Annotated in this window: 16 protein-coding genes; 1 reads left to right on the top strand and 15 read right to left on the bottom strand. The window is 31.6% G+C overall.

The genetic code is table 11. From position 1 onward, the window contains the following. Window positions 1-13: 13 nt before the first annotated feature. The 15 genes from uvrB to ABDZ69_RS00565 all read right to left on the bottom strand — a co-directional run bounded on the left by uvrB (window position 14) and on the right by ABDZ69_RS00565 (window position 12,892). Complete coding sequence (gene uvrB, locus ABDZ69_RS00635; protein WP_343765367.1) at window positions 14-2,008, bottom strand: excinuclease ABC subunit UvrB; 1,995 nt, start codon at window positions 2,006-2,008, stop codon at window positions 14-16. A 3-nt stretch (window positions 2,009-2,011) separates the two neighbouring features. Further along, window positions 2,012-3,304, bottom strand: coding sequence for a PDZ domain-containing protein (locus ABDZ69_RS00630; RefSeq protein ID WP_343765364.1), 1,293 nt, complete (start codon window positions 3,302-3,304; stop codon window positions 2,012-2,014). Further along, complete coding sequence (locus tag ABDZ69_RS00625; protein WP_343765362.1) at window positions 3,304-4,518, bottom strand: S41 family peptidase; 1,215 nt, start codon at window positions 4,516-4,518, stop codon at window positions 3,304-3,306. The genes ABDZ69_RS00630 and ABDZ69_RS00625 overlap by 1 nt, the downstream gene beginning before the upstream one ends. Before the next feature lie 124 nt (window positions 4,519-4,642). Further along, a complete protein-coding gene (gene ftsX / locus ABDZ69_RS00620; protein ID WP_343765359.1) occupies window positions 4,643-5,533 on the bottom strand; it encodes a permease-like cell division protein FtsX in 891 nt (296 codons plus the stop codon). Further along, window positions 5,523-6,209 carry a cell division ATP-binding protein FtsE gene (ftsE, locus tag ABDZ69_RS00615; RefSeq protein ID WP_343765356.1) on the bottom strand — a complete coding sequence of 229 codons (687 nt, stop codon included), beginning with the start codon at window positions 6,207-6,209 and terminating at the stop codon, window positions 5,523-5,525. Before ftsE ends, ftsX begins: the two co-directional genes overlap by 11 nt. Window positions 6,210-6,367: 158 nt before the next feature. Continuing rightward, window positions 6,368-7,222 carry a YitT family protein gene (locus ABDZ69_RS00610; RefSeq protein WP_343765353.1) on the bottom strand — a complete coding sequence of 285 codons (855 nt, stop codon included), beginning with the start codon at window positions 7,220-7,222 and terminating at the stop codon, window positions 6,368-6,370. A gap of 4 nt (window positions 7,223-7,226) precedes the next feature. Then, window positions 7,227-7,574: a hypothetical protein gene (locus ABDZ69_RS00605; RefSeq protein ID WP_343765351.1), complete on the bottom strand. Its 348-nt coding sequence runs from the start codon at window positions 7,572-7,574 to the stop codon at window positions 7,227-7,229. 84 nt (window positions 7,575-7,658) lie between these two features. Further along, window positions 7,659-8,600 (bottom strand): transketolase family protein, encoded by a 942-nt coding sequence (locus ABDZ69_RS00600; protein WP_343765349.1) that lies wholly within the window; start codon window positions 8,598-8,600, stop codon window positions 7,659-7,661. Further along, window positions 8,600-9,424, bottom strand: a complete 825-nt coding sequence (locus ABDZ69_RS00595) for a transketolase (RefSeq protein WP_343765347.1) — start codon at window positions 9,422-9,424, stop codon at window positions 8,600-8,602. The genes ABDZ69_RS00600 and ABDZ69_RS00595 overlap by 1 nt, the downstream gene beginning before the upstream one ends. 59 nt (window positions 9,425-9,483) lie before the next feature. Continuing rightward, window positions 9,484-9,849, bottom strand: coding sequence for a type II toxin-antitoxin system PemK/MazF family toxin (locus ABDZ69_RS00590; protein ID WP_343765344.1), 366 nt, complete (start codon window positions 9,847-9,849; stop codon window positions 9,484-9,486). Further along, entirely contained in the window at window positions 9,809-10,129 is a 321-nt protein-coding gene (locus ABDZ69_RS00585; RefSeq protein WP_343765341.1) for a CopG family ribbon-helix-helix protein, read from the bottom strand. Before ABDZ69_RS00585 ends, ABDZ69_RS00590 begins: the two co-directional genes overlap by 41 nt. 110 nt (window positions 10,130-10,239) lie before the next feature. Then, window positions 10,240-11,400: an alanine racemase gene (alr, locus tag ABDZ69_RS00580; RefSeq protein WP_343765338.1), complete on the bottom strand. Its 1,161-nt coding sequence runs from the start codon at window positions 11,398-11,400 to the stop codon at window positions 10,240-10,242. Between the two features lie 18 nt (window positions 11,401-11,418). After that, window positions 11,419-12,024 carry a germination lipoprotein GerS-related protein gene (locus ABDZ69_RS00575; protein ID WP_343765335.1) on the bottom strand — a complete coding sequence of 202 codons (606 nt, stop codon included), beginning with the start codon at window positions 12,022-12,024 and terminating at the stop codon, window positions 11,419-11,421. A gap of 86 nt (window positions 12,025-12,110) precedes the next feature. Next, window positions 12,111-12,488: a holo-ACP synthase gene (gene acpS, locus ABDZ69_RS00570; protein ID WP_343765332.1), complete on the bottom strand. Its 378-nt coding sequence runs from the start codon at window positions 12,486-12,488 to the stop codon at window positions 12,111-12,113. Window positions 12,489-12,538: 50 nt separating this feature from the next. Next, window positions 12,539-12,892 carry a DUF6514 family protein gene (locus ABDZ69_RS00565; protein WP_343765329.1) on the bottom strand — a complete coding sequence of 118 codons (354 nt, stop codon included), beginning with the start codon at window positions 12,890-12,892 and terminating at the stop codon, window positions 12,539-12,541. Between the two features lie 332 nt (window positions 12,893-13,224). Between ABDZ69_RS00565 and ABDZ69_RS00560 the strand changes: the two genes are divergently transcribed. Next, on the top strand, window positions 13,225-15,531 hold the full coding sequence (locus ABDZ69_RS00560) for a glycoside hydrolase family 65 protein (protein WP_343765327.1): 2,307 nt from the start codon (window positions 13,225-13,227) through the stop codon (window positions 15,529-15,531). Window positions 15,532-15,537 lie beyond the last annotated feature (6 nt).

Raw genomic sequence — 15,537 nt, 5'->3', positions numbered from 1 at the left:
TTTACACTCTCCTCTATTTTCCTTTGGATTTTTTCAACTTCTTCTTTAGTTCTAATACTAAATCTCTTAACTGAGCTGCTTTTTCAAATTCCAGCTTCTTGGAAGCCTCTCTCATTTCCGTTTCATATTGTCCTATTAGTTTTTCTATATCATCATTATTAGCCTTAATTGCGTCTTCTAAACTATTATACTCTATAGTTTCTTCAGCAACCTGTGTGGCTTCTATAATTTCTCTTATATCCTTTATTATTGTTTGAGGAACAATACCATGGTCCTCGTTATATTTTATCTGTATTTCTCTTCTTCTTTCCGTTTCTTTTATAGCTCTTTCCATGGAAGCAGTTATAGTATTTCCATACATTACAACCTTACTTTCAGAGTTTCTAGCTGCTCTTCCAATTATCTGAATTAGAGATCTTTCTGAACGTAAAAATCCTTCTTTGTCCGCATCTAGAATAGCCACCAAAGCTACTTCAGGGATATCTAAACCTTCTCTTAATAAGTTTATACCTACTAAAACGTCGAACTCTCCCTTTCTTAAATCCCTTATTATTTTCATTCTTTCAATAGTATCTATATCTGAATGAAGGTAGTTTGTCCTTATGTTCATCTCTTTAAAGTATTGAGTTAAGTCCTCCGCCATCTTTTTGGTAAGAGTAGTTACTAAAACTCTAAAACCTTTATCTATAGTCTCTCTTATTCTCTTGTATAAATCATCTATTTGACCATCTACAGGTTTTATAATTATCTCTGGATCCAAAAGTCCCGTAGGTCTTATAATTTGTTCGGCTACATTAGTTGAATGGTCAAGTTCATATTGAGCAGGAGTAGCACTAACAAAAACTACATTATTTAATTTTTTTTCAAATTCATCAAATTTCAATGGTCTGTTGTCGTAGGCAGAAGGTAATCTAAAGCCATAATCCACCAAGGTATCTTTTCTAGATCTATCCCCTGCATACATTGCTCTAACCTGTGGAAGAGTAACATGACTTTCATCTATGAAAAGAAGAAAATCCTCTGGAAAATAGTCTATTAGAGTTTGCGGAGAAGATCCTGCAGCTCTACCGTCCAATATTCTAGAATAGTTTTCTATTCCACTGCAATATCCTACTTCCTTCATCATTTCTATATCAAAGTTTGTTCTTTGCTTTAACCTTTGAGCCTCTAATAATTTATCTGCTGAAACTAATTCTTTTACTCTCTCTTCTAGTTCTGCTTCTATTTTTGCAATTGCTCCTTGAAGCCTTTCTGTAGAAGTAGCGAAGTGAGAAGCTGGGAAAATCGATGCATGCTTTCTTACAGTTAGATTTTCTCCAGTTAGCACATCAAACTCTCTAATTTTTTCAATTTCATCTCCAAAGAACTGAACTCTTATGGCTTTATTTGTTTCAGAGGCTGGGAAAATATCTAGCACATCTCCCCTAACTCTAAAAGTACCTCTCACAAAATTAATTTCATTTCTTTCATATTGTATTTCCACAAGCTTTTTTATTATCTCGTCCCTATCTTTTGTCATTCCTTCTCTTAAAGATATAGTCAATTTTTTATATTCTTCTGGATTACCTAATCCGTAAATACAAGAAACAGAAGCAACTATAAGCACATCTTTTCTTTCAAGTAATGCCGAAGTTGCTGAGTGTCTTAGTTTATCTATTTCATCATTAATAGAAGCATCTTTTTCGATATAAGTGTCCGTTTGTGGAACATAAGCCTCTGGTTGATAATAATCATAATAAGACACAAAATATTCCACACAATTATCTGGGAAAAACTCTCTAAATTCTGAACAAAGCTGAGCTGCTAAAGTTTTATTATGAGCTAAAACCAAGGTTGGCTTTTGTACCCTCTCTACTATATTAGCCATGGTAAAGGTCTTTCCAGAGCCTGTTACCCCTAAAAGAGTTTGAAACCTCTCTCCCTTATTAATGCTCTGTACTAAACTATCTATAGCCTTAGGCTGATCTCCAGTAGGTTTAAATTTGGAGTGAATTTTAAATTCTCCCATATTTTATTCCTCACCATCTTTATCTTTATTTTTAATCTTTTGGAGAACTTCTGAAAAATCTTCGTTGTTAAATTTTAAAACCATTCTATCTTTTGGTATAAATTTAGGGACAAACACTACTCCTAAAGTATTACCTTTAGTTTCCTTTGAATAAAGCATTTCTCTTATCTTTCCACTTTCTTTTTTAATTTTAAGCAGAATATCTCCTGTGGCTTCCTTTAGTTTATTTAAAATATCCTCTTCGTTCTCCACAGGTTCTCCATTTATCTCAATCAAACTATCTCCGCTTTCTATCTTCATTAAAGCAGCCTTTGAATCTTGAGACACATATAAAATTTTCATACCCTGATCACTTACATACTTAGGCTCTCCTTTTTCCTCTTTAAACTTTTGGTACCTAATCATAAGCTCATGAGCTAGCGGTGCAAAAATTACAACAATCACCTGAAATACTATATTAATTGAACATAGTTGAGCTAATAAAAATAAAGCTACACTATATCCAATCATATACGCTCCCGAAGTCAATGCCTTTTTTTCTTTAGTCTTTGAAAATGTAACAGTGTTATATCCCAAAACAGCATAAAAAGGTAGTAGAGCTACCATAGCATTTTTCAAAAACTCTTGGGGAATGGTAGTTCTTATAATTGGCCACCATAGAGGCATTGGTACTCCTTTACCCTGAACAACCATAGTATTATTATTAAGTAGAATAAAAATTGCCACTGGTAATGCCCAATACCTTTTTAGCGCAAAACCTCCCACTATTTTATCCTGCATCTTTGCAAAAATAGGAATCGCACCTCGACTTCCATCTGTCATGACTAAAAGTCCTTCTACAAAATGAAGTATTGCTACCATAGTCATTAGAGAAGTAATGTCAAATCTAAAAATATCTATACCTACAGCTCCATTTGCTATTAAAAGGGAATTAATAATACTTAATCCTCCTAATATTGCGCCAGAATATGAGAAACATATTAATCTTGGGTTAACCATCATTAAAAATATAGAGGTTAAAAATAATATTTCTATAGCTGAATTCTGAAAAAACATTACTCCTGAATAAGACATAGCAAGGCTGCCTATTACTCCTCCGAAAATTCCCATAACTATTTGTGAAATAGTCAATTCAAAAGGGGAGTTTATTTGCTCCCCAACAACCATCTTTTGCATCAGTGATGTTTTTCTGTTTTGATTATATAGGTATCCTCCAAAAACAAATAGAAATAGCATAGAATATGGATTTGTCAGCGCATAAGAAAGGGTTTTTAAAGTATATAATGCAATATTCATTATTTACCTCCCCTCTCTACCTTTTCTCCAATTACTTCTAAAGCTTTTTTAAATTGAGGATCCTTTTCTCTACTATAAGGCTGCTTTAATAACTCCTCAGGATACTTAACTTCAACATTTGGACTTATTCCTTTTTTATTAATATCCTCGCCTTTTGGTGTATAATATTTAGATATAGTGACCTTTAAAGCAGTTCCTTCTCCTGTTTCAAATAGAGTCTGAACTACTCCTTTCCCATAGGTCTTTTCTCCTAATAACGTTCCCGCTTCATAATCCCTTATGGCTCCTGCAAAAATCTCTGAAGCACTAGCGGAGTTTTCATTTGTAAGTACCACTAGAGGTAATCCTACGTAATTCCCTCCTTTAGAATTGTATTCCTTTTTTCCTCCATACTTATCCATTGTAGAAACTACAAGATTTCCTTTAGGAACAAAATTAGAAACAATATTTACGCATTGATCTAGATATCCTCCTGGATTATCTCTTAAATCAATGACTAATCCCTTCATTCCTTTTCCCTTTAAATCATCTAATATCTTTTTAAAGCTTTTAGATGAATCTTCATCGAAGCTTGAAAGTTGTAAATATCCTATGCCTCCTGATAAAACTTCTCCTTTTGCCGCCATTATATTAACTTTTGCTCTTTTTAATTTAAGATCAAAACTCCCCTTATCTTCTCTAAAGAAAGTTATGGTTACTTCAGTACCCTCTGGTCCTTTCATCATTCCAACAGCCTTATCTAAATTTTTCCCATCAACTTCTGTTCCATTGACCTTTTGTATTTCATCTCCTGGCATTACACCTGCTTTTTTTGCCGGTGTTCCTTCAAAAACATCAATGATTTTAATTTTTTCTTCCTTTGATTGAACTTGAAGTCCAACACCACTATAATTTCCCTCAGATTGCTCACTAAATTCTCTATATTCATCTTTATTCATAAATACAGTATAAGGGTCCTTTAAAGCTGCCGTCATACCTTTTATGGCTCCCTCTTGTAAAAGAGAATCATCTATTTCTCCCACATATCTTTGATGAATAAGTTCATTAATATCTAAAAGCTTGGAAAACTGAACTATTTTATCATAATCTTCTCTTTTAACTATTACCTTGTCTTTTGTAAAAAACACTGGAAATACACTAGTTCCAAAAAAAGTTATAGTATTAGTAACTAATACTATTCCAAGTGTCCATCCTATCCATCTCTTCTTACTCATAACTAACACCCCTCTTAACAAACAAAAACTAATTATATATATGCATATTATAGATAATTATAACATTTAACACCCTACCATACAAAGTAGGGTGTTAAATATATTATTTTCTAAAATTTTATTTTTAAACTGCAAGAAATTTCCTTATAGATAATATACTTCCCAAAGCTCCTATAATCATTCCCAGTAGAATAAATTGCCACGAAATTGTAGATAAGACAAAGGACGGTCCTACTAGTTTTATCATAAACATAGCAGAAGTTATTTTACTATAGATCAGTGAATATGTGTAATACAATAATATACATCCAATAACTGCTCCAGATAATCCAATAATCATTCCTTCAATAATAAAAGGCCATCTTATAAACCAATCCGTTGCACCAATGAATTTCATTATTCCTATTTCTTTTCTTCTTGAATAAACAGTAATTTTTATAGTGTTCCCAATTAAGAATAAAGATACTCCTATTAACACTATAAACATAGCTATACCCGCCCATTTTATAGTATTAGTAATTTTAATAATGGTATCTACTACCTTTCTTCCCTCTTGAATTTGAGATATGCCCTCTATATCCTTAATTTGTTCTACTACTCCAGTTACAGCCTCTGGGCTATTAACTTTAAGTATATATGAGTTTGGAAGAGGATTTCTTTTTTCTAAACCTTCAACTAAAGATTCATTGTCCTCCCCTAATTGCTCTTTAAACTTCTTTATTGCATCTTCCTTACTCTCATATTTAATCTCTTTAATATCTGATATAGTACTAAATTTATCCTTTAACTCCTTTTCTTGTCCAATAGTAATATCTTCACTTAAAAATACTTTTATTTCCACCTTAGATTCTACGTCTTTTATTACCTGCTTAACATCTAAAGCTGCCAACAAGAAAACACCTAAAATAAATAGAGTTGCTGCCACTGTAGCCGCAGAAGCAAAACTAATGGTTCTATTTCTTTTTAAACTTTTTAAAGCATCTGTAATAAAATGCTTGATTGAACTAATCTTCATACTCGTATGCACCTCTCTGTTCATCTCTTACTATAACACCCTTTTCTATGGCAATTACTCTTTTTCTCATGGTATTTACTATATCTTTAGCATGAGTTGCCATAAGTATAGTAGTTCCCGCATGGTTAATATCATTAAGTATGTCCATAATTTCCATAGCAGTATCTGGATCCAGATTTCCTGTAGGTTCGTCCGCTATTAAAAGAGCTGGATTATTTACAATTGCTCTTGCCAATGCTACCCTTTGTTGTTCACCACCAGATAACTGATGTGGAAAAGCCTTATGTTTTGAAGACAATCCCACCATAGAAAGTACCGTTGGAACCCTTCTTCTTATTTCTCTTGAAGGCATTTCAATAACTCTCATAGCAAAAGCAACATTTTCATAAACATTCAAAGTTGGTATAAGTCTAAAATCCTGAAAAACCATACCTATTTTTCTTCTATAATAAGGCACGTCCTTTCTTTTAAGTTCTCCAATATTTACATTATTTATAAAAATACTTCCACTGGTTGGTTCTACTTCTTTAAGCAAAGCTTTAATAAAAGTTGATTTCCCTGCTCCACTGGCACCAACTAAAAAAACGAATTCTCCTTTTCCAATAGTCAAATTTATGTTAGATAGCGCCGCTACGTTATTATTATATATTTTATTTACACTTCTAAACTCAATCATATGTTAATCGCTCCTCTTTTTTACAAAATTAGTGATACACAAACTTTACTATTGTTATTATAACACAACAATTCGATATTTTTATACAATTATATGCTAGAAATAATATGTAAAAAATGAAAAATTGCGAAACAAGCCTCTTGTCTCGCAATTTTTGCCTACTCTTCTCCGGTTATATCTTTAAATCCTTCTCCTAAAACCTCATGTACGTCGGATACTGTTATAAACGCTCTTTTATCTACTTCTTTAATATATTCTTTAAGTCTAATAAATTCTCTTCTACTTAACACTGTGTATAATATAAAGGTTTCCTTTCCTGTATATGCACCTATGCCGTTAATAAAGGTACATCCCCTTCCTAATTCATCTATAATAAATTTACTTATTTTATCCTTTTCATGGCTAATTACCATAATTTGTTTACAAATATTTAAACCCTCAATCATAAAGTCAATTACAAAGCCGTTAAACATTACACTAAGCAAAGAATACATACCTATTTCTATGCCGAAAGAAATAGCAGAAAAAACTGTAATGATAAAGTCTACTGCCAGCAAAGATTTTCCTATAGGAATGTTTATAAACTTACTTGCTATTTTAGCTATAATGTCTGTCCCTCCTGTAGAAGCATTTTGATTGAAGGTTATTCCCATGCCAATTCCAGATATGATAGTACCAAAAGTGAATGCTAGAAATAAATTATTTGTAATTGGTTCTACGCTTTTAAATAAGTGATCTATTAACCAAAGAAAGAAAGATAAACTTACACTGGCATAAATAGTTTTACCTCCAAATTTACTTCCTATAAAGGTAAAAGCTATTATAAATAATATTCCATTCATAATTAATGACAATAAACCAATACTTAGAAATGGGAAGATATTATTTATAATTATAGCTATACCTATAACTCCTCCAGCCGCTATCTTATTTGGAGCTAATAATAAATTTGTAGACAACGCTACCAGAAAAACACCTATTGTAATAAAAAAGTACTCTTTAAATGCCCTCATGACATCACCTCACCCAATACCAAATTAAGTCTTGAATTATTATGGAAAATATTAAAATAAACAAAGATATAAAAAATATTGCAAAGGCTAAATTAAATTTACTAAAATAAGTCTTCCATTCTCTTTCATAGTTTAAAGGTCTCATTGAGTTTTCATTTGTAAAGGATAGAGCTGATATAAATAATCCGAAAAAGGATAAGTACTGTGCAATTCTATTTCCCCAAGCTATGGAATTCAAAATATTTCCCTTAGTTATGATAAAAGTGATAAGTCCAAATAGCATAAATGCTCCTAGAAATATTAATAAAGCTAATTTTATACTATATAGTATATCCTTTATAAAATCCTTCATAACAATGCTCCTTCTCTTATTCTTAATATAAGAAATTGCTTTAGAAGTTAAACCTCTAAAGCAATTTATAATCTACCATAAGGACTATTTTAAGCTTAAACCCTTTTTAACAGCTTTAACTATATCTTCAGCAGTTAATCCATAAGCTTTTAAAAGCTCTTCAGGTTTTCCACTTTCTCCAAAGGTATCTTTTACCCCTACTCTCACTACTGGCACTGGGCTATTTTCACTTACTACTTCACACACAGCAGAACCTAGCCCTCCAATTATGCTATGTTCTTCAGCAGTTATAATAACTCCTGTTTCTCTTGCTGCACTTATTATAGCTTCTTTATCTATTGGTTTTATAGTGTGTATATTTAATACTCTAACTCTTATTCCTTCTTCTGCTAATATATTATAAGCCTCTAATGCAGCTTCTACCATTATTCCTGTTGCAATTATAGTAGCTTCTTTTCCATCTCTGTATTTTACTGCCTTACCTATTTCAAACTTATATTCTTCATAGTCATTTATTACGGTCACTGCTGATCTACCAAGTCTTACATAGCAAGGACCGTTATGTTCTGCAACTGCTCTTATGGCAGCTTCCGTTTCCACTCCATCTGAAGGAGATATTACCACCATATTAGGTAAGCTTCTCATTAAGGAAATATCTTCTATAGATTGGTGGGACGCTCCATCTTCACCAACTGTTAATCCTGCATGAGTTGCACAAACTTTTACGTTAAGCTGAGGATAGCATATGGAATTTCTTATTTGTTCAAATGCTCTTCCTGTAGCAAATATAGCAAAGGTACTCACAAAAGGTATTTTATCACAAGTAGACATTCCTGCTGCTACAGACATCATGTTTCCTTCAGCTATTCCCATATTTATAAATCTATCTGAGCATACTTTCTTAAAATCTGCTGTTTTAGTAGATTTTGATAAATCTGCATCAAAAACTACAATTTTTGAATTTTCCATTCCAAGTTCAGCTAAAGCTTTACCATAGGCTTCTCTTGTTGCTATTTTTACTGCCATTATTCTTCCCCTCCTATTTCTTTTAATGCCTGTTCGCATTGTTCTGCATTAGGAGCTGTTCCGTGCCAGCCAGCCTGATCTTCCATGAAGGATACACCTTTACCCTTTATAGTTTTGCATACAACAGCTGTTGGTTTATCTTCAATTTTTCTAGCTTCTTCAATAGCATTTATTATTTCCTCAAAGCTATGTCCATCTATAGTTATAACATTCCATCCAAAAGCCTGGAACTTATCAGCTATAGGATATGGAGACATTACCTCTGTACATGGTCCATCTATTTGAAGTCCATTATAATCTATAAATGCAGTTAAATTACCTAGTTTATAATGAGATGCAGCCATAGCAGCTTCCCATACCTGACCTTCTTCTAACTCTCCATCACCTAAAAGTGAATAGACTCTATAATCTTTCTTATCAAGTTTTCCTGCTAAAGCCATTCCAACTGCTGCTGAAATCCCCTGTCCTAAAGAACCTGTAGACATATCTACCCCTGGAGTTCCTTTCATATTTGGATGTCCTTGCAGTATTGATCCAAACTTTCTTAATGTATTTAATTCTTCTATATTAAAGAAACCTCTTCTCGCTAATGTACTATATAAAACTGGGGCTGCATGTCCTTTTGATAGCACAAATCTATCCCTATCTAGATTTTTAGGATTTTCAGGATTGATATTCATTTCCTTAAAATACAATGTTGTTAGTATTTCTACCGCAGATAGAGAACCGCCTGGATGTCCTGAACGTGATTCTGTAAGCATAGTTACTATATCTTTTCTAATAGTCTTAGCTATGCTCTTAAGTTCTTGTAAAGTTATACTCATTTTTTCATCCTCCTATTTAAAATGCATATATATTATTCATTATTACATAAAAGTAAGGGCTATAAAAGCCCTTGCTGTTTCAATCCAATACTTATTAAAAGTGCATCATCAACTTTTATCATATCGTTCTCTGTCATATGTCCAATCTTTTCTTTTAATCTTCTTTTATCTAAGGTACGTATTTGCTCTAGCAAAACTACTGAATCTTTATTTAATCCATAATCCTCAGAGGAAATTTCCACATGGGTTGGTAGCTTTGCTTTATTTATCTGGGAAGTAATAGCTGCTATAATAACTGTTGGACTATATTTGTTTCCTACATCATTTTGTATAATGATAACAGGTCTTACGCCACCTTGTTCTGATCCAACAACAGGACTTAGATCAGCATAAAATATATCTCCTCTTTTCACTATCATCGTCATCGGACAAATCACACCCCGAAAGCTTCGCTTCATATTCTTTTAATTCTTTAGCGTCACTTGCAAAGCCCATCTCTGCAATCTCCAAATTAATATTAGCCATTTCTATATATCCTTTTTTCATTTGTTCTACTTCTCTATATTTTTTCTTCTCTTCTATATATAATATTATAGCTTCTCTAATAAATTCACTTCTTTTTTGAGAATCTTCTTTTAGTTTATTATTTAATTCATTGTTTGGTATTTCTGAGAGGTTTACCACTAATCTTTTTAAGCTTGACATTGAAATTCAATACCTCCTATTAACCTATGCAAAGATATGTATAAGATGATTATAAGCTTTTTTATTATACAATGTCAAAACAATTTTAGTTTCCCAATCTTCATCTTAAATCATATATAGTTTCTAATCTTTAATATTTCTTTATCCTTTAAGTATACCCTTGGAACTCTTTTACTAATCATGCAAATTACTTCATAATTTATTGTGCCAATATTTTTTGCAATTTCGTCTGCCGTAATCTTTAGCCCATTCTCTTCTCCCATTAATATAACCTCGTCTCCCATTTGAACATTTGGGATATGAGTTACGTCTATCATACATTGATCCATACATATCCTTCCAACAACAGGAGCATATTGACCCTTTACTATAACTTTACCCTTGCCAAATAAAAATCTTGTGTATCCATCTGCATATCCTACTGGCAGAGTTGCTATAATACTTTCTTTTTCCGTTTTAAAGGCTTTACCATAGCTTATATACTCTCCTGCTCCCATTTTCTTTATGTGCACCACATTTGTTTTCAAAGACATAACTGGCTTTAAATCCATCTTATCTTTAGAGACTTCCTCAGATGGATAATAGCCAAAAATTATTATACCAGGTCTTACAGCCTCTAAATAGGTTTCTGGTAAATCTATAATTGCAGCACTATTGGCAATATGTCTTATATTTATGTTAATTCCCTTTTCTTTTAACTTACCATAAAACCAATTGAACTTTTCAAACTGCATATTTGTATAGCTTTTATCCTTATCATCTGCAGAGGAAAAATGGGAAAATAAACCCTCCAGTATTATATTTGGCAATTTACTTATTTTATATACTTCATTTATTCCATTAATATCAGGTGTAAAACCTATTCTTCCCATTCCAGTATCTACAGCTATGTGGACTTTTATATTTTTTCCACTTTCTACTGCTAACTTACTAATTTTTTCAGCCAATTCGTAGGTGTATACTGTTTGTTCTATATCATATTTTATAAGACTTTCCACAAGTCTATCTGGGGTAAATCCTAATATCATTATAGGACAATTAATTCCACCCCTTCTTAATTCCACAGCTTCATTTACCACTGCAACAGCGAGTTTTGTCGCACCATTTTGTAATAATACAGGTGCAATATCTAGGGCACCATGACCATAAGCATCCGCTTTTACAACAGCTATAATTTCTTCCGTCTTACACAAGCTTTTTATTTCTCTCATATTATGAGCCAAATCTTCTAAATTTACTTCTACCCAAACAGGTCTTAAGTGCCTAAACAATTATTCCACCCTCTTTTACTACAAATTGAATAACCCTTCATCTATTTCTTCATTTGGAATGAAGTTTTTATAGTTAACTCTAACTTTTATTCTATTAGCTTTATCTAGTACTTCTAGTCTTTCAGGTAACTTGTTATCCTTATTTATATACAATCTACCTTTTACTAGATTTCTATTCATGTGAGGCATATGAAGTTCTATTACAGTATAATCTATGCCTTCTATGTTTTTAGAAAATAATTTCATCTCTTCATTTGTATATATAAGTCTCATATATTCGCTAATCATACTAATCTTAAATATTATATCAGAATCCCCATCCACTGTATACTTTGTGTTAGCTTTTAAATCATTAACAAATGCCTTACTATTTTTATAAACTACTATTCTATCTTTACCTATCTCTATTCTTTCACCATTTTTTTTATCATAATATTGCTTACAACTATATTCTACCGCTTGTTTATCATTTACTATTATTAAATTGCTATCGCTAGTATAACTTCTCAAACTTTTAATATAGTCCACAACTTTTTCATCTTTATGTGAAACCCTGTCATAGAAAAAAAAAGTCATAATACCTGCCAATAATATAACAGGAATTATCATAAGCCACCTTTTCATTGCTCCCCTCCAATATAATTCCGCTTACATTATTAATACTACTGCCCCTATTTATTTATTCTATAAATTTTCAATTTATTAAACCTTTAGTCTATCCCCTCTAATATTACACTAGCTATAGCATTATCCCTGCTATGAGATATACTTATATGTATATTACACTCTTTATTTTTAGGTAATTTTTCTAGAGCTTTACCCTTTAAAATTACTATAGGTTTTCCTAATTTATCTCTTAAAATCTCTATATCTTTTATACTAAAATCCCTAAAGCCTGTTCCTAAAGCCTTTGAAACTGCTTCTTTCCCTGCAAAGTTACCTGCTATACTATTTATTCTAAATCCTACAGATTTAAAATATTCAATTTCCCTTTCAGTATATATTCTTTGTAAAAACTTTGGGTTTTTTTCCAAAGCTTTTTTTATTCTTTCTATTTCAATAACATCTGTTCCAATTCCTATAATCAAAATTATTCACTCCTAAAATCAAAAATAGAGGTTCTCACCTCTATTTTACCTTAATTAATAGCTATATTCATTATTTCTTCATCAAAATCTATAATATATTCGTCTATGTATTCTCCTAATACATCAATTAGATGTACAGGTGATACGCTGTTGTCATAAAGTAACTTTAGAAGTTTCTGTACTTTATGCCTTTGAGGACTTATTGCTTTTACATTATCCCTTACAATTTTTATTATTCTCCCATCTTTTACATCCTGTCTTTCCACTTCTATTCCATACGCTTGAACTTCAACTAACTGATTTGAGTAATCTAGATTTATGTTGCTCCTTAACAGCCTATAGTGGTAAACATGTTCTAACTCATCTTCCTTTACCCTTCTGCATATGTTTTCCATTACTAACATAATCATCCCCCCAAATGTGTACAACCTATTAATAACATACTAGCACTACCAAATAAAAAAAATTGTCACATATTGAAATAATGATAAAATAATTTATCTCAATAATATGACATTAAACCCTTTCTTACTTTACTAAACGAATAATCATGAAGGAATTATTTCAATTTTTATCTAAATATTACTAACGTTTTATGTCGAAATCAGAATATTTTGTCAATATGTTTTCCATTGAAATATCATTCAAATGGAGTATTAACCTTCTCTAAGTTTTATGATATACTTAATTTGTGCAAACGATTGCTCATTAAAATACTTTATAAAGGAGCATGATTATGAAGGATTATATTAAAATTCATCCTTGGAAAGTAATAGAGAATAATTTTCATCCTGAGTTTAACAGAATTTCTGAAAGTATATTTAGCTTAGGAAATGGACATATGGGCTTGCGTGGTAATTTTGAAGAAAAATATAGCGGTGATAGTTTACAAGGAACCTACGTTGGGGGAGTTTATTATCCTGATAAGACAAGGGTGGGATGGTGGAAAAATGGTTACCCTGAATATTTTGCAAAGGTTCTTAATTCAACCAACTGGATAGGCATGTGCGTTGAGGTTGATGGCGAAATCTTAGATTTAAATAAAGGAACCATTCATAGTTTTCAGAGAATACTAGACATGAAGGAAGGCCATCTTAGTAGAACTGTTATTTTTGAGTTCCCAAAGGGTAATAAAGTACTTATAGAATCTACAAGGTTTGTTAGCATGATATATCCCGAAGTAGGAGTGTTAAAATATTCTATAACTCCTTTAAATTTTAGTGGAGATATAAAAATTATCTCCTACTTAGACGGTGATGTTATAAACGAAGATTCCAACTACGAAGAAAAATTTTGGGAAGAAGTAGATAAAGAAAGTTCCTCCTATGAAGGACATGTTACCCTGAAAACTAAAAAGCTTAATTTTCATCTTTGCACTGCTATGAAATATGATGTAAGTTTAAACAAAGAAAAAATTTATCCATCTGCTAAGTGTAGTGAAAAAGAAAAATATATAGCTAATGAATTTTCTCTAAGCTGTAACAAAAATGATACTTTAACAATTTATAAATATGTTGCAATAACCTCTTCTAGAAATCATCTTATAGAAAATTTAAAAGATAAAGCTTATAGGATATTGAACAAAGCCTTTGAAGAAGGTTTTGATGAATTACTTCTAAAGCAAATAAATACCTGGGAAAATATATGGGCAAAAAGCGATATAGTTATTGAGGGAGATGATTCTTCTCAACAAGGAATTAGATTTAATATATTTCAGCTATATCAAACCTATACTGGAGAAGATCATAGACTAAATATCGGGCCTAAAGGTTTTACAGGAGAAAAATATGGTGGTGTAACCTATTGGGATACTGAAGCCTATTGCATACCTTTTTATATGAGTACCTGTGATAAGGAAATAGCAAAAAATTTATTAATTTACAGATACGATCATTTAAGAAAAGCTAAGGAGAATGCAAGAAAATTAGGTTTTACAAAGGGAGCTCTCTATCCTATGGTTACTATGAACGGCGAGGAATGTCATAACGAATGGGAAATAACCTTTGAGGAAATCCATAGAAATGGCGCCATAGCCTATGCTATCTATAATTATGTTAATTACACTGGCGACAAATCCTATCTTGAAGAATATGGTTTTGAAGTATTAGTAGAAATATCTAGATTCTGGGAGGAAAGAGTTAATTTCTCACAAGATAAAAACGCCTATGTAATATTAGGAGTTACTGGTCCTAACGAGTACGAAAATAATGTTAACAATAATTGGTATACAAACCGTATAGCAGTTTGGACATTACAATATACTTTAGAAGTAATGGACTACTTAAAAACTAAGGATTATAATAATTATAATAAACTAATATCCCTTTTAAATTTGCAGGATAAAGAAATTAATAAATGGAAGGATATTATAAACCATATGTATTATCCTTTTGATTCTAAAAGGAATATCTTTCTTCAACAGGATGGTTTTTTAGATAAAAATCTTTCTATATTAGCAAAGGACTTATGCCTAAATGAATTACCTTTAAATCAGCATTGGTCTTGGGATAGAATACTTCGTTCCCCTTATATAAAACAGGCAGACGTTCTTCAAGGTTTGTATTTCCTAGAACACGAATATGATTTAGAAACTATCCGTAAAAATTTTGATTTTTACGAACCATTAACAGTTCATGAATCCTCCCTGTCCCCTTGTGTACATTCAATATTAGCTTCAAGATTAGGGTATAAGGATAAAGCTTATGAATTATACCTTAGAACAGCTAGATTAGATTTAAATGATTATAATAATGATGCCAGGGATGGATGTCATATAACAAGCATGGCTGGAACATGGATGTCTATAGTTTACGGCTTTGCTGGTATGGCTGTGAAAAATCATACTTTGGTTTTAAATCCTTATTTACCTAAGCAATGGGAATCCTATTCATTTAACATTATTTTTAGAGAGTGCCCTGTGAAAATACAAGTGAATTTAGGGGATGTAGTTATAACAAACAAGGGGATAAATCATATTAAAGTTAAACTATTTAATAAAGAATATTTATTGCCATCAGAAGAAAAACTAGTTGTTACCAAATAAAGAAAG

Origin of the sequence: Clostridium malenominatum (assembly GCF_039521365.1) — a bacterium.
GTDB classification, from domain to species: Bacteria; Bacillota; Clostridia; order Clostridiales; family Clostridiaceae; genus Clostridium_AW; species Clostridium_AW malenominatum.
This window is presented reverse-complemented; position numbering and strand designations above follow the sequence as displayed.

Coding starts and splice junctions, on each gene's coding strand:
- ABDZ69_RS00625 (WP_343765362.1), bottom strand. CDS start 4,518: ATGAGTAAGAAGAGATGGATAGGATGGACACTTGGAATAGTATTAGTT.
- uvrB (WP_343765367.1), bottom strand. CDS start 2,008: ATGGGAGAATTTAAAATTCACTCCAAATTTAAACCTACTGGAGATCAG.
- ftsE (WP_343765356.1), bottom strand. CDS start 6,209: ATGATTGAGTTTAGAAGTGTAAATAAAATATATAATAATAACGTAGCG.
- ABDZ69_RS00610 (WP_343765353.1), bottom strand. CDS start 7,222: ATGAGGGCATTTAAAGAGTACTTTTTTATTACAATAGGTGTTTTTCTG.
- ABDZ69_RS00575 (WP_343765335.1), bottom strand. CDS start 12,024: ATGAAAAGGTGGCTTATGATAATTCCTGTTATATTATTGGCAGGTATT.
- ABDZ69_RS00595 (WP_343765347.1), bottom strand. CDS start 9,424: ATGAGTATAACTTTACAAGAACTTAAGAGCATAGCTAAGACTATTAGA.
- ABDZ69_RS00600 (WP_343765349.1), bottom strand. CDS start 8,600: ATGGCAGTAAAAATAGCAACAAGAGAAGCCTATGGTAAAGCTTTAGCT.
- ABDZ69_RS00585 (WP_343765341.1), bottom strand. CDS start 10,129: ATGTCAAGCTTAAAAAGATTAGTGGTAAACCTCTCAGAAATACCAAAC.
- ftsX (WP_343765359.1), bottom strand. CDS start 5,533: ATGAAGATTAGTTCAATCAAGCATTTTATTACAGATGCTTTAAAAAGT.
- ABDZ69_RS00560 (WP_343765327.1), top strand. CDS start 13,225: ATGAAGGATTATATTAAAATTCATCCTTGGAAAGTAATAGAGAATAAT.
- ABDZ69_RS00565 (WP_343765329.1), bottom strand. CDS start 12,892: ATGTTAGTAATGGAAAACATATGCAGAAGGGTAAAGGAAGATGAGTTA.
- ABDZ69_RS00605 (WP_343765351.1), bottom strand. CDS start 7,574: ATGAAGGATTTTATAAAGGATATACTATATAGTATAAAATTAGCTTTA.
- ABDZ69_RS00630 (WP_343765364.1), bottom strand. CDS start 3,304: ATGAATATTGCATTATATACTTTAAAAACCCTTTCTTATGCGCTGACA.
- ABDZ69_RS00590 (WP_343765344.1), bottom strand. CDS start 9,849: ATGACGATGATAGTGAAAAGAGGAGATATATTTTATGCTGATCTAAGT.